Annotated in this window: 13 protein-coding genes; 8 read left to right on the top strand and 5 right to left on the bottom strand. The window is 70.1% G+C overall.

Annotation, left to right across the window (positions count from 1 at the left end; translation table 11 throughout):
* Positions 1 to 13: 13 nt before the first annotated feature.
* Positions 14 to 958, bottom strand: coding sequence for a YegS/Rv2252/BmrU family lipid kinase (locus ACT89H_RS27185; protein WP_445111513.1), 945 nt, complete (start codon positions 956 to 958; stop codon positions 14 to 16).
* Positions 955 to 2,532: an FAD-binding oxidoreductase gene (locus ACT89H_RS27190; RefSeq protein WP_445111569.1), complete on the bottom strand. Its 1,578-nt coding sequence runs from the start codon at positions 2,530 to 2,532 to the stop codon at positions 955 to 957. Before ACT89H_RS27190 ends, ACT89H_RS27185 begins: the two co-directional genes overlap by 4 nt.
* 180 nt (positions 2,533 to 2,712) lie before the next feature.
* Between ACT89H_RS27190 and ACT89H_RS27195 the strand changes: the two genes are divergently transcribed.
* Positions 2,713 to 3,348: a TetR/AcrR family transcriptional regulator gene (locus ACT89H_RS27195; protein WP_445111514.1), complete on the top strand. Its 636-nt coding sequence runs from the start codon at positions 2,713 to 2,715 to the stop codon at positions 3,346 to 3,348.
* A gap of 57 nt (positions 3,349 to 3,405) precedes the next feature.
* Positions 3,406 to 4,947 carry a glycerol-3-phosphate dehydrogenase/oxidase gene (locus ACT89H_RS27200; protein WP_445111515.1) on the top strand — a complete coding sequence of 514 codons (1,542 nt, stop codon included), beginning with the start codon at positions 3,406 to 3,408 and terminating at the stop codon, positions 4,945 to 4,947.
* 4 nt (positions 4,948 to 4,951) lie between these two features.
* Here ACT89H_RS27200 and ACT89H_RS27205 read toward each other — a convergent pair whose 3' ends face one another.
* Positions 4,952 to 5,470, bottom strand: a complete 519-nt coding sequence (locus tag ACT89H_RS27205) for a GNAT family N-acetyltransferase (RefSeq protein WP_445111516.1) — start codon at positions 5,468 to 5,470, stop codon at positions 4,952 to 4,954.
* A gap of 355 nt (positions 5,471 to 5,825) precedes the next feature.
* On the opposite strand from ACT89H_RS27205, the gene ACT89H_RS27210 reads away from it, so the two are divergent.
* From ACT89H_RS27210 to ACT89H_RS27225, 4 genes are all read left to right on the top strand, one after another.
* The gene (locus tag ACT89H_RS27210) at positions 5,826 to 7,079 is read left to right on the top strand and encodes an FHA domain-containing protein (RefSeq protein WP_445111517.1); all 1,254 of its coding nucleotides are present in this window, start codon (positions 5,826 to 5,828) and stop codon (positions 7,077 to 7,079) included.
* Between the two features lie 55 nt (positions 7,080 to 7,134).
* Positions 7,135 to 9,432 (top strand): FdhF/YdeP family oxidoreductase, encoded by a 2,298-nt coding sequence (locus ACT89H_RS27215; protein ID WP_445111518.1) that lies wholly within the window; start codon positions 7,135 to 7,137, stop codon positions 9,430 to 9,432.
* A 121-nt stretch (positions 9,433 to 9,553) separates the two neighbouring features.
* Positions 9,554 to 10,393: a formate dehydrogenase accessory sulfurtransferase FdhD gene (gene fdhD / locus ACT89H_RS27220; RefSeq protein WP_445111519.1), complete on the top strand. Its 840-nt coding sequence runs from the start codon at positions 9,554 to 9,556 to the stop codon at positions 10,391 to 10,393.
* Positions 10,394 to 10,488: 95 nt separating this feature from the next.
* On the top strand, positions 10,489 to 10,767 hold the full coding sequence (locus ACT89H_RS27225) for a hypothetical protein (protein WP_445111520.1): 279 nt from the start codon (positions 10,489 to 10,491) through the stop codon (positions 10,765 to 10,767).
* A gap of 103 nt (positions 10,768 to 10,870) precedes the next feature.
* Here ACT89H_RS27225 and mihF read toward each other — a convergent pair whose 3' ends face one another.
* Positions 10,871 to 11,185, bottom strand: coding sequence for an integration host factor, actinobacterial type (gene mihF, locus ACT89H_RS27230; protein WP_039796616.1), 315 nt, complete (start codon positions 11,183 to 11,185; stop codon positions 10,871 to 10,873).
* 990 nt (positions 11,186 to 12,175) lie between these two features.
* Here mihF and ACT89H_RS27235 point away from each other — a divergent pair.
* A complete protein-coding gene (locus ACT89H_RS27235; RefSeq protein ID WP_445111521.1) occupies positions 12,176 to 12,745 on the top strand; it encodes a carboxymuconolactone decarboxylase family protein in 570 nt (189 codons plus the stop codon).
* Between the two features lie 225 nt (positions 12,746 to 12,970).
* Positions 12,971 to 13,852, top strand: a complete 882-nt coding sequence (locus ACT89H_RS27240; protein ID WP_445111522.1) for a hypothetical protein — start codon at positions 12,971 to 12,973, stop codon at positions 13,850 to 13,852.
* A 63-nt stretch (positions 13,853 to 13,915) separates the two neighbouring features.
* Here the strand turns inward: ACT89H_RS27240 and ACT89H_RS27245 are convergent, their stop codons facing one another.
* Positions 13,916 to 14,182: a ribosomal protein L7/L12 gene (locus tag ACT89H_RS27245; protein WP_445111523.1), complete on the bottom strand. Its 267-nt coding sequence runs from the start codon at positions 14,180 to 14,182 to the stop codon at positions 13,916 to 13,918.
* Positions 14,183 to 14,205: the final 23 nt, after the last annotated feature.

The following is a 14,205-nucleotide window of genomic DNA, read 5'->3' on the forward strand; positions in this document are numbered from 1 at the left end:
AAGCCGGTGCGGGTCAGGGAACCAGGACGGTCAGTGCCGCCGGCACGGCCCGGACCGTGATCGGCAGCGTGCCCGCCGGTTCGCCGTCGGCGGTGGCGGGCGCGCCCGCGGCGGTGAGCGTGACGGCCGCGGCACGGAACTGTGTGACCTCCGGGTGATTCTGGCGTTTCCCCGCCGCCAACGCGGGCAGCAGGCGCAGCATCTCCCGCCGCGACAACGCGCCGACCACAGTCAGGTCGAGCAGTCCGTCGTCCATGATCGCGTCCGGACAGATCAGCATGCCGCCGCCGTAGGTGCGGGTGTTGCCGACCGCGACCATGACCGCCTCGGTCTCCAGCACCGAGCCCGCGCCCGGGTTGGTGAGCCCGTCGGTCACCGCGTCCACCAGCTCGACCCGGTAGGGCACGGTGAAACGCCCGAAGATCTCGGCCAGTGCGGCGACGGTGTAGCGCAACCTGCCTTTCGGCCAGCGCATCGCATTGGCGCGCAGGGTGACTCGCGCGTCGAATCCGGTGCCGGTCACCGTGGCGAACCACATCGGCGCGGCGGGTGACTCGATCCGGCCGAGATCGATCGTCCTGGTCCGCCCACGCAGCACGAGCGCGGCGGCGGCGAGTGGGTCGTCGGCCGGCACACCGAGTGCCCTGGCCAGGTCGTTGCCGGTGCCCGCGGGAATCATGCCGAGCGCGACCCCGGTCTCCGCGAGGGCCGGCAGGGTGACGTTGATCAGGCCGTCGCCGCCGACGCAGACCACGGCATCGGGCGGCGCGCCGCTCGCGATGAGATCCCGTACCTGCCGCACCGTTTCGGCGGCCGAGGGCGCGCACACCTCGGCGACCTCGGCCCCGCCCGCGCGGAGGCGGGCGATCGCGGCGATCGCCGCCGCACCGCTCTTGCCGTGCCCGGACCGCGGGTTGGTCACCACGGTGAGCCGGCGCACCGGCGAATATTCGGTCACGGCACCAGCTTTCCGGGGTTGAGGATGCCGGCCGGGTCGAGTTCGGCCTTCACCGCGCGCAGGACGCGCACGCCGAGGTCGCCCACCTCGTCCGGCAGCCAGGGACGGTGATCGGCGCCGACCGCGTGATGATGCGTGATGGTGCCGCCCGCCGCGACGATGGCGTCGCCCGCTGCCCGCTTCGCGGTGTGCCACTGGGCCAGCGGGTCGTCCGACTGCTTGGCGACGACGGTGAAGTACAGCGACGCCCCGGTCGGGTAGGTATGCGAGATATGGCACATGACCAGCGGCGGCGTCCCCTGCGCACCGAGCGAATCGGTCAGCGCCGCAGTCGCCTTCGCCTTCAGGTTGCTCAGATTCGACCAGGTGGTGGCGGTTTCCAGCGTTTCGCAGAGCACGCCGACATCCAGGAGCGCGTCGCGCAGGTAGGGAGCCGCGAAACGACCGCGCTCCCACTCCCGCGCCGGCGCCTCGCCCAGGGCCGAGCCGCCCGCCGCGGCCAGCAGCGCGCCCGCTTCGGCGCTGCGCGCGGCGACATGCGCGGCACTGCCCTCATAGGTGGTGACGGCCAGGCACCCGGCCACCGGGCTGCCCCCGATATCGCCGGAGCGGGCGAGGTTGATCCCGGTCTCCGCCTCGTCGGACAGCCGGAGCACGGTCGGCGCCGCGCCCGCCTGCGCCACCGCCCGCAACGCGGCGGCGCCGGTCGCGAAATCGGGAAACGACCACGCTTGATAGGCAACGGTTTCCGGGACCGGGTGCACGCGCACGGTGACCTCGGTGAGCACGCCGAGCGTTCCTTCCGATCCGACGAAGAGCTCACGCAGGTCCGGACCCGCCGCCGAAGCGGGAGCTCGTCCGAGGACGAGCGTGCCGGCGGGCGTGGCGATCTTCAGCCGCTGCACCATGTCGTCGAAGCGGCCGTAGCCCGCCGAAGCCTGGCCGGAGGACCGCGTCGCCGCGAAGCCGCCGATGGTGGCGAACTCGAAACTCTGCGGGAAATGCCCGAGCGACAACCTGTGCAGGCCGAGTAGTTCCTCCGCACGCGGGCCGGTCAGTCCCGCGCCCAGCGTCGCGGTGCCGCTGACCGGATCGATCGCGGTGACCTGGTCCAGCCTGCGCAGATCCAGGGCGATCACGGCGTCGAATCGACCGCGCACCGGTTCGACACCGCCGACCACGCTGGTGCCGCCGCCGAAGGGCACCACCGCGATGTCGTTCGCGGCGCAGTAGGCGAGCACGGCGAGCACCTCGTCGTGATCGGCGGGGAAGACGACGGCATCCGGTGCGTCCTGCGGGCCCTCGGCACGGCGGCGCAGCAGATCGGGCGTGCTCTTGCCTCCTGCGTGCCGCAACCGATCGCGGTGGTCGGCCGACACGTTGCCGGAACCGACCACCTCGACCAACCCGGCTCGCCGCGCGGGCGTCAACGCCGAATCGCGCAGTGGCACGTCGCCCTCATCGCGGCGCGCCACCGGGTTGCCGGACACCCCGAACACCTGCGTCAGCAGGCCGCGGATCCGCTCCGAAAGTGGCTGGTGCCCAGCCGGGATGCCCCAGGCATCCCAGACCATACTCGCCGCAGGCCCGCTCACGCCGGTCTTTGCCACGGAAACCGGCTCGCCTGTGGTGTGCTGTTGCGACTCCGCCATGCGTTACATTTTGACACAAATTGTCAAGTAGTAAAGTGGGAACGGAACATCAGCCCTGGTCGACGCCCTGCCGTCGGCCGATCTACTCCCGGTGGTGACAAATTGACCGTTCCGGACGACTCCGCTGAACATCTCTCGGCGACCGACCTGGCGATCCTGGACGCCGCCCGCGCCTGCGTGGAGGAATTCGGTGTGCGCCGCACCACCCTCACCGAGGTGGCGCGGCGAGCGGGCGTCAGCAGACCGACCGTCTATCGCCGCTGGCCGGATACCGGCGCGCTGGTGGCCGAACTGCTGGTCCGCGAGCTGCGTGGGATCGTGGCGGCGTCCATGCCGTCGACGGGCAGCGCGCGCACCAGGCTGGTCGAGGGCGTGGTCGCCGGAGCGGCGACGATCCGGTCGAACCCGTTGTTCGGCAAGATCTTCCGCACCGACACCGACCTGATGCTCACCTACGTCTTCGGCAGGTTGGGGCGCAACCAGCGCGCTCTGATCGAGCTGTTCGCGGCGGGTATCCGCGACGGCCACCGGGACGGCTCCATTCGCGCGGGCGACCCGGACCGGATGGCCACGATGCTGCTGCTGGTCGCCCAGTCCGCGGTGCAGTCGGCGGGCACCGTCGCGCCGCTGCTCGCGGGCGAGCACCTCGACGCCGAACTCCGGCGTGCGATCGACGGGTACCTCGACCACCGCGCCCACGAGACAGCCGAAGACGCCGACCGAAAGCGAACCCGGTGAGCCGTATTCGCGGGCTGCGCGCCGGATCCGAAAGGCATAGTTCCGAAAGGCGTAGTGATGAGCACTGATCGAGAGCCCATCGGAAATTCCGCGTTGAACGCCGCCCGCCGCGCCACGGATCTGTCCCGGCTCGGCGACGGCGCCGAGGTCGACGTCCTGGTGATCGGCGGTGGCGTCACCGGTACCGGCGCGGCACTGGACGCCGCCGCCCGCGGGCTGCGGACCGTGCTGGTGGAACGCCACGACCTGGCGTTCGGCACCAGCCGCTGGAGTTCCAAGCTGGTGCACGGCGGCCTGCGCTATCTGGCGAGCGGCCGGATCGGCATCGCCCACGAGAGCGCGGTGGAACGCGGCATCCTCATGCGCACGACCGCCCCGCATCTGGTGCGCCCGCTGCCCCAAGTGGTACCGCTGCTGCCGAACGTGGGCACGACACGAGCCGCGGTGGTGCGCGCCGGATTCCTGGCGGGTGACCTGTTGCGGCGCGCTGCCGGCACCCCCGCGGCGCTGCTGCCCCGGTCCCGGCACGTCGCCGCCGCGGAGGTGGTGCGGCTCGCACCGACCGTGCGCCGCGCCGACCTGCGCGGCGGACTCCAGGCATGGGATGGGCAGCTGGTCGACGACGCGCGCCTGGTCGTCGCCCTGGCGCGCACCGCGGCCGGCCAGGGCGCACGGGTGCTGACCCGCGTCGAAGCACGTGACGTGACCGGGACTTCGGCGACCCTGCGCGACACGCGGACCGGCGAGACCCTCGAGGTGCGGCCGCGTGCCGTGGTGAACGCCACCGGCGTCTGGGCCGATCAGGTGGATCCCAGCATCCGGCTGCGCCCGAGCCGCGGCACGCACCTGGTGTTCTCCGCCGCGTCCTTCAGCGGCCTGACCGCGGCGCTCACCGTACCGGTGCCCGGCAGCATCGGCCGCTTCGTCTTCGCCTTGCCCGCCGCGCACGGCCGGGTCTACCTGGGGTTGACCGACGAGGACGCGCCGGGCCCGGTTCCCGACGAGCCGAAGGCCACCGACGGCGAGATAGATTTCCTGCTCGACACCATCAACCCCGCCCTGCGGGAGCCGCTGAGCCGCGACGATATTCGCGGCTCCTACGCCGGATTGCGCCCCCTGCTGGAGACCGCCGACGACAGCACCGCCGACATCTCCCGTCGACACGCGGTGCTGCGTTCCCCGAGCGGGATCGTCACCATCGTGGGCGGCAAACTCACCACCTACCGGAAGATGGCCGAGGACGTGATCGACGCCGCCGCCGCGCACGGCGGTCTGGCCGCGGGGCCGTGCCGCACCCGGCGGCTACCACTGGTGGGTGCGGTCTCCGGCGCGGCGCGCGACCGCATCGACGCCCCACCCGTGCTGATCGAACGCTACGGCGGTGAGGCGGCCACCGTCCTGGCCGCGGCGCGCCGCGATCCGGTCCTCGCCGAGCCGGTGGCGCCCGGAATCGACGTACTCGGCGCCGAATTCGCGTTCGCGGTGTCCCACGAGGGCGCGCTCGAGGCCGACGATCTGCTGGATCGGCGCACCCGCATCGGCCTGATCGCCGAAGACCGAGCCGCCGCGGTGCCCGCGGCCGCGCGCGCCGTCGGCTGACAACTCAGTCCATCGACCACGCCGACAGCTCCGCGCGCATGCACGCGCGGGGCCAGCGGTCGAGCCCGTGGGCGTGCTCGGCGGCGCGCAGCGCGATCAGCCCCGGCGTCTCCTCCCCGGCCGCCAGGTACCGGAAGCCGAGCCGCTCGTAGTACGGCCCGTTCCAGGGCACCTCGGTGAAGGTGGTCAACGTCGTCGCGGGCAGGCCCGCGGTGATGGCCCATCGCGCGGCCCGGTCGAGCAAACGCTTGCCGATCCGGCGCCGGGCGTAATCCGGACGCACCGACACCTGCACGATGTGAGCGTTCCCGTCGACCACTCCCGCGACGAGATAACCGATCGGCAGATTGTCGTCGGTCCACACCCAGGCACGCCCCGCCTGCTGGAACTGTCGCAGCGTCGCCGGCGAGAGCGGTTCGTCGTCGGCCACCGCCGTCATCCCGATTTCCGCGAACGGCTCGCCCGCCGCACGTTCGATGTTTTGCAGCACGGGAAGGTCTTCGAGGGTCGCGGGCCGGATCACCCGCCCATTGTGAATCCCCAGCCCTGGCGCGGGCGAGCGAATTTCGGAGATCCGGAGTGTGCACGCGGCGAAGGCCTTTCCGGCAGTTTTGTGATTCATCGCACATCAATTGGACGCTCCGCATGACCGGCCGCTCGCTGCGTAAAGCGCCACAACACGCAGCTCACAGCCCCGGCGAAGAGCGGGAGCAACCGCTCGCGAGAACACTCGTGGCCGAGTGTGATTCGCGCATCCCGCGGCACGGCGAGACGTTCGCGCTGCTCGCTGCGCGGTGCGCGAGGACCCCGGTTCGGTCATCACCGACGCTCTATGCTGGCTTCGGTATGCCGGTAGTGCGCGGGGAAGGAGGGCGCGGGTGCGCAAGAAACCGTCCACCGTGGGTATCGCACCGGGCGACGGACTCGTCGCCCGCTTCGGTGCGGTCGTCGCCTACCTCGGGGCCGAAACGACCTCCACGGACCGAATACTCGGCACTATCGAAGCCGTGGCCGAAGGCGAGCACCCCGGCGCCGCGCTGGCGCAACGCTTGGCCGCCGTGATCTTCGGCAGCACGGTCCACCCGCCGCCGTTCGGCGTGGTGGCGCCGACCTCCGACGGCATGCTGATCCTGTTGCGCGGAGCGGTGACCGCGGAGATCCACGGCGCGGAGGGCACCCGCCGCCTCGACGGCGGGCGCGCGTTCACCTGGGTGGACGAGATCGTGCGCGAACCGGTGCGCCGCATCACGATCGGCGCCGACATCGGCGCGCCGCCGACCGCCCTGCCCCGCACCGACCTGCGCGCGGGCGTGGTTCCCGGTGGCGGCTTCGTGCTGCACGCCGCGGTACGACGCGCCGCGAACACCGCCGGGTCGCGGCCAACCGAGTCGTCCGCGCAGGGCGAGCCGGAGCCGACGGCGGCGGCGGGTTTCGCGGCGATGCCCGAACCGACGGGTGCCGCCGACGCCGTCGTTCGAGCAACGCCCACCGCCCGGCCGACCGCGACGTCCGACGCCCTCCCACCGGCAACGCCCACCGCCCGGCCGACCGCGACGTCCGACGCCCTCCCACCGGCAACGCCCACCGCCCGGCCGATCGACCCGGTCCGCCCCCTTGCCAAACCACGTCCGCCCAGGTCCGTCCCGAATCGACCGCTCGCATGGTCCCAGGTGCAGCCCGCGCACGAACCGGTCGCCCTGCGCAAAGCGCCCGAGAACGGCGCGGCGCGCCCGGCGGCGCTGTCCGGCGACGCCGTCGGTGCGCTGGTCACCGAGGACGGGGCGGCCTACCCATTGGACCGTGCCTACGTCATCGGGCGCGGACCGCAGGTGGACGAATCGGTACGCACCGCCACCGCCGCGCCGATCCTCATCCAGCGCGATCGCCACGTCTCGCGGGTCCACGCCTACGTATCGGTGGACGGCGGCAAGGTGTACATCCGGGACGCCGCCGCCACCTCAGGCACCTTCATCGCCGGTCCTGGCACCGACCAGTGGACCCGGATCAGCACGTCCCCGACCGAGCTCCCACCCGGCTGGCGCGTCCGCATCAGCGAGCGGGTCCTCACCTACCGCAGCGACGAGCAGCACACGGGCACGACGGATATCGCGGGAGCACGCCGCCGTTCGTGACCGCCGACGGGACGGCCCCGCGTCGGTCACACAGACGTGGGAGGACAATGGCGGCATGCACCGAAACGGACGGAACCACGACATCGACGAGTCCGAGCTGACCGTGACCCCGCCCGAAGAGCAGGCCGCGGGCGTCACCGCCGTGGCGGTGGCGTTGAAACGCTCGATCGAGGAGATGGGCGTCGTCCGCACCGCCCGCAGCTTGGCCCGGGTCAACCAGGTGCACGGTTTCGACTGCCCCGGCTGTGCGTGGCCGGAGCCGAGCGGCCATCGCAGGCCCGCCGAGTTCTGCGAGAACGGCGCGAAGGCGGTCGCCGAGGAAGCCACGCTGCGCACGGTGACTCCCGAGTTCTTCGCCACGCACTCGCTTGCCGAGCTGAGCGAGAAGTCCGGCTATTGGCTGGGCAGGCAGGGCAGGCTCACCCACCCGATGGTGCTGCGTCCCGGCGACACCCACTACCGCCCGATCGCCTGGGACGACGCCTACCGTGTGATTGCCGACACGCTACGCGGGCTGACCTCGCCCGACGAGGCGCTGTTCTACACCTCCGGCCGCACCAGCAACGAGACCGCGTTCCTCTATCAGTTGCTGGTGCGCAGCTTCGGCACCAACAACCTGCCCGACTGCTCCAATATGTGCCACGAGTCCTCGGGAACGGCGCTGTCGAATTCGATCGGAATCGGCAAGGGCTCGGTCACCATCGATGACTTCGCCAAGGCCGACCTGATCGTCGTCGCGGGGCAGAATCCGGGCACCAACCATCCCCGGATGCTCAGTGCGCTGGCCGCCGCGAAGGCCGAGGGAGCCAGGATCGTGGCGGTGAATCCGCTGCCGGAGACCGGCCTGCTGGGATTCCGGGACCCGCAGACGATCAAGGGCTTCACCACCGGTGTGCCGATCGCGGACGACTTCCTGCAGATCCGCCTCGGCGGTGACCTGGCGCTGTTCCAGGCGCTGGGCCGGCTGCTGCTGGAAGCGGAGGATCGCGCGCCGGGCACGGTGGTCGACCGGGCGTTCGTCGACGCCCACTGCGCGGGCTACGCCGCGTACGAAAAGCACGTCCGTGCGGTGGATTTCGATACCGTACTGGAAGCGACGGGCCTCACCAGGACCGAGCTCGAGCACACCGCCGAGTTGTTCGCCCGCTCGCGCAATATCATCCTGTGCTGGGCAATGGGCCTGACCCAGCAGGCCCACGCCGTGGCCACCATCGAGGAGGCCACCAACGTACTGCTGTTGCGCGGCATGATCGGCAAGCCGGGCGCGGGCGTGTGCCCAGTGCGCGGCCACTCGAATGTGCAGGGCGACCGCACCATGGGCATCTGGGAGAAGATGCCCGACGACTTCCTCGACGCTCTCGATCGCGAGTTCGGCATCACCAGCCCGCGCGAACACGGCTTCGACACGGTCGCCGCGATCCGCGCCATGCGCGACGGACGGGCGAAGGTGTTCATCGGCATGGGCGGCAACTTCGTCTCCGCCACCCCCGACACAACCGTGACCGAGGCCGCGCTGCGCGACTGCGCGCTCACCGTGCAGGTCTCCACCAAACTCAACCGCAGCCACATCGTGCACGGCCGCACCGCGCTCATCCTGCCCACACTCGGGCGCACCGATCTCGACCTCGCCCCGGACGGCACCAAGAATCAGGTCTCGGTGGAGGACTCGATGTCGATGGTGCACCTGTCCACCGGCCGGTTGAAGCCGGTCAGCGACCACTTGCGCAGTGAAGTCGCCATTGTGTGCGACCTCGCCCAGGCACTGTTCGGCCCCGACCATCCGGTGCCCTGGGCGCGCTTCGCCCGCGACTACGACAGCATCCGTGACGCCATCGCCCGCGTCGTGCCCGGTTGCGCCGATTACAACGCGAAAGTCCGCGGGCGCAACGGTTTCCAGCTGCCACATCCCCCACGTGACGCCCGCGAATTCCACACCGCCACCGGCAAGGCCAACTTCGCCGTCAACGAGCTGACCTGGCTGCCGGTCCCCGAAGGCAGACTGATCCTGCAAACCCTGCGCAGTCACGACCAGTACAACACCACCATCTACGGCTTGGACGATCGCTACCGCGGCATCCACAACGGCCGCAAAGTGGTGTTGGTCCACCCCGAGGACATCACCGCGTTCGGTTTCCGCGACGGCGATCTGGTCGACATCGTCTCCGAGTGGACCGATGGCACCGAACGCCGCGTCCAAGGCTTCCGCCTGGTCTCCTACCCCACACCACGCGGCAATGCCGCGGCCTACTATCCCGAAACCAATCCCCTGGTGCCGCTGGACCACGTCGCCGAGCGGTCGAATACTCCGGTATCCAAGGCGGTCACCGTCCGGTTCGAGGCCGGCACAGCATGAACCGGCCAGCCCGGCGGCGGCGCAGCGGGGCCACGCACGGCCTCGCTGCTGCCGCCGAGATCCACCGCACGAGCGACACGGCCGGCAGACAGGGCGCCGCTCGTGCCGAAGGGACCACCGCATGAGCCGCGTCACCGCCCGTCGCCGGATGCGGCGGATCTCACCCAGCGGGGAGATCCAACGTCCGGACACCCTGGCGGTCGAAGAACCACTCGAGATCCGCATCGGCGGGCAATCGCTGACGGTCACCATGCGCACCCCCGGCAACGACATCGACCTGGTGCACGGATTCCTGCTGAGCGAAGACATCATCCGCTCCGCCGAGGATATCGTGGCGGCCCGCTACTGCGCGGGCACCGACGACCAGGGCCGCAACACCTACAACGTCCTCGACATCACCCTGCGCACCCCCGTCGCGGTGCCGACCCGTTCCTTCCTCACCACCGGAGCCTGCGGACTGTGCGGAAAGACCGCCCTGGACGAAGTTCGTACCCGGACGCGGTTCCCGCTGACTACCGGCGGCCCGGTGGTGGAGGCCCGGGTACTGGCCGCGATGCCCGGTATGCTGCGTGACCGCCAATCGGTGTTCGAAGCCACCGGCGGCTTGCATGCCGCGGGCCTGTTCACCGCTGACGGGGAAGCATTGGCGGTGCGTGAGGACATCGGCAGGCACAACGCGGTGGACAAGGTGATCGGCTGGGCACTGCGTGAATCCCGAGTACCCGCCCATGAGCTGGTGCTGATCGTCAGCGGGCGCGCCTCGTTCGAACTGGTGCAGAAGGCCGTCATGGCCGGGATCCCGCTGCTCGGCGCGGTCTCCGCGCCGAGTTCGCTGGCGGTCGACCTCGCCGCCGACGCCGGACTCAGTCTGGTCGGCTTCCTGCGCGGCGACACCATGAACGTCTACACCGTCCCGGAGCGGATTCGCACCGAGCACGGCGCCGATTCGTTGTTGGCCTGACTCAGCCCGCGCCGGACGCCGTTCTACCGTGACTGCGCGGGGCGGATTCGGCGAGAGACGCAGCAGCCGATGCGGTCTTCCTGGCGCTGACGGCGATGACGATCGTTGCGCCTGCGATGAACCGAACCTCGGTCGCCCGGATCGCGGGCGTCGGCCGGCTCGCCTTCGATGCGTCGCATTTTCGGTACTACGTTCTGCACAAGCCGACCGAGCGGGGTGCCGGGGAGTTTCAGCCCGGTCCGATCGCGGCATTCTGCTCGTATCGGCGGAGCGATCTGCCTGTTCCTGCCGCCGCGCGGCGGAGTTGCCGCTGTCGGATCCGCGACCGGCGGCGCTATATTTCCCCGCGCCGACGTCCGCTCGCGTGGCACTGATCGGCGAACCCGGCAGTCGAGTCCGGGACGCCCGTGGGGGATCACCACGGGCGTGATCCGGTGGATACGCGGCTGACGCCGCGTCTTCCGAATTCCCCGCCCGTCAGTCCTTCAACGCTTCGAGCAGTGCCGCGCGCTGACGCGCACCGAGCCCGCCGATCCGGCGATCCTCCGGGATCTCCGCCTGGTCCATCAGCTTCGCCGCCTTCACCGGCCCGACACCGGGCAGCGCCTTGATCACCGCGGCCACCTTGGTCTTCTTGACCAGCTCGTCGGAGTCCGCCTTCTTCAGCAGATCCGCGACCGAAACCTTGCCCGCCTTCACCTTGCCGATCAGTTCGGAGCGTGCCTTGCGGACCGCGGCCGCCTTGGCCAAGGCCTCGGTGCGCTGCTCTGCGGTCATGGTAGGCAGTGCCATGTCTCCTCCGCTTCCACTCGTCACTCGAACATCTGGTTGACCGGACCGAGTAAACAGCACGGCACCGGGCGCGCAAGGTCGACACACCGGGCGCGAACAGCGGAAATGGCGATGAATTTCCCCGGTCCCCGCCGTCGGAACAGGTGCGCGCCCGACGTCTGACGGGCGAAATGGACGAAAGGACCATCACGTCCTGGAGGTGTTCAGCGGCCGTCGCCACGAGGTAACGCGGGACGCGTCTTTTCCGACAGAATCAACAAATACTGGGCGCGGGTCTGGTTCAACGGCGAACCAGGGGGATCAACGGCGATCCCCCGGGCCCGCTCGGTTTACACCGGGCGCAGCCTTCACCCCCGACAACAGAAAATATCGCGGTTCGCGCGGCCCGTGACAGCATGACGACATGGGGACGTCCGCGGGAAACGCCTGCGTCCGCGATTCTGCGGCGGTGGGCGGGGCAGGCGATCATGTCGCGCTCGGCCGAAACCAGGCCACCAGATCGCCGCCCAGGCGGAGACCTCGTTCCGGCGGTATCGGCTATGGGCCAGGAGGCTCGGCGTCGGCCCGCGCGATCGCCGCGGGTGCGAACCTCACCGCCGCGTCGGCCGACGCGAATTCGCCAACTCTTCGCACTTCAGCGCCGCTTTTCGCATACTGTTCGGCAGGTCGGCCGGCGCACCGCTCGCCACCGGAGTGCGGATAGCCGTGCTGGACGACGCGGAGAGATCGAATCGCGCACGCGAACGCGCTAGGCTAAAAATTAGAACATGTTTCGCTTCCGGGGAGACACGATGGCCATCATCCGGACGTGATGGAGTGCGACGAGGATGGCCGGATCACCGGTATGCGCGCTTACTGGAGCCAGGACGATATACGGGGTCGAGCGCGCGGCGGCCGGGTGCGCTACGTCACATCGCGGCCGCATCACATCCCGGCACGGTCTCTCGTCCGAGAAGTAGGAACCACATCCGCTGATCGAAGGAGATCGACATGGGCGCCACCCGTATCGCCGCCGTCACCCCGCAGCAGGCGGGGCCGATGACCAAACTGCTGTACCGGCTGGCCAAGCGCCGCTTCCGCGAAGTGCCGGAGCCCTTCGCCGTCACCGCCAACCATCCGAAACTGCTGCGGGCCAGCGTGGTCCACGAGACCATGGCCGGCAAGGCGAGCACCACCCTGCCCGCTGTCATCCGCGACATCGCGGTCTATCGCACGGCGTGGACGATCGGCTGTTCCTGGTGCGTCGACTTCGGCACCATGCTCATGCGCCTGGGCGAGCTGGACGTGGCACGGCTGGAACACATCGCCGACTACGCGACCTCGCCGCTGTACTCCGACGACGAGCGCGCCGCCATCGCCTACGCCGACGCGATGACCGCCACGCCCACCACGGTCACCGACGAACAGGTCGCCGACCTGGAGCGCCGCTTCGGCCGAGCGGGCGTGGTGGAACTCAGCTACCAGATCGCGCTGGAAAATTCACGGTCCCGGTTCAATTCGGCGCTGGGCATCACCGCGCAGGGTTTCAGCACCGATTCGTGCCGGGTGCCCTGGGCGTGAAAATGGCCGCGGCGCTGCGGAAATAGTCCGGGCCGACCTGGCAGATCAGCGCCGCGTTCACCCAGGGCTGTCGCTACGGCCCGGAATGCACTAAGAATAAGGAGTGTTGACGTCGCCTGGCCGTGCCGCGGCCGGCGAGCTACCTTCGCGAGTTTCGGTGCGGGGTAGGCCGTGTCGGCGTCTTCGGTTTCTCGAGTTCCCCTCCGCCCGACCGTTTGGAGCCGCATGCTCGACGAACAGACCCCGGACGACGACGTCGCCCGGCTGGCCAGACGAGTCGAGAAGGCCCGCGGCCGCCTCGCCTACCAGTTCGACCCGGCGCTGACCGGCGCCCTGTCGGAAGAGGAACTGTTCGCCGAACGCGAACTGGCCGAACGGATTCGGACCCAGGACCGCGAACAGCGCTGGAAGCATGCCGAGGCGAACGCCGCGGCCTCCGACCGGGCGCGGCACACCGCGGAGGCGATCGAGAAGGCCGAGATCAGGGACCTGCTGCTGGCGCGCAAGGCGATTGCCGCGCAGCGGCGCGCGTCCAGCCCGCACGCCAGGCTGGCGTCGCTGTACCGGCACCGTTCCTGGTCGCTCGGCGCGCTGGCCGGCGTCGTCGCCGCCGGAATGCTGTGGTCGGCGGTCAACGTCCAGCACAACATCGCGCCGGGCGGACCGGACGACCCGCTGTACTGGTTCAGCTACCTGCTCGAGGCGATGATCAGTGTGTCGCTGATCATCATCATGATCGGCACGAACAAGGTCACCGAGTGGGGCGTGCTGGACAACCGCAGCCAAGTGGCGGCGGCCGAAATGGCCTTGCTCGCGCTCACCGTGGGACTGAACACCTACCCGTACGTGAGCGCCGGGCGGTGGTTCGACGCCGCCGTGCACGGGGTCGCACCGGTGATGATCGGCGTCGCCCTGCTCATCCACGACGCCGCTAGCGCGCGATACGGACGCGCGATCGGCTACGCCACCGAACAGGTACGCAGCCTGCCCGACCCGACCGGGCACGACCCTGTGCCGGAACGCTCGGCGGCGGACAGCCGGTCCAGCGCGGACGCCGACTTCCCGATGGATCTGCACATCCCCGTGGTTCAGGGCGCACACAGCTAGGGCTGTCGACAGCGGCAGCACCAGAGCTGTCGAGCCGAGCCTTGTGCCCACACGCCCCGGTGGTCAGTACGGGTACCGGCGTTCGACCGCGTCCTTGGCCTCGCGGAGCCCGCACCCGGTGAGTTCGCGATACCGCTTGATCGCGTGAATCTTCTTGCCTTGCATCAGCAGTGCGTCGATCTCGGCCATTCCGTCACCGCGCGGAACCGACGGCACGGCTCGCGGCGGTGCGGCCGAGGCCGGCGCCTCGATGCCCAAATGGGTCATGATCAGATCGAGCTTGGCATGCAGGGCGTCGACCTTGCGCTCCAAGCGCTGGTTGGCGAACATGCTCCCGATGGTATCGACCCGGG

The organism is Nocardia aegles (genome assembly GCF_052545135.1).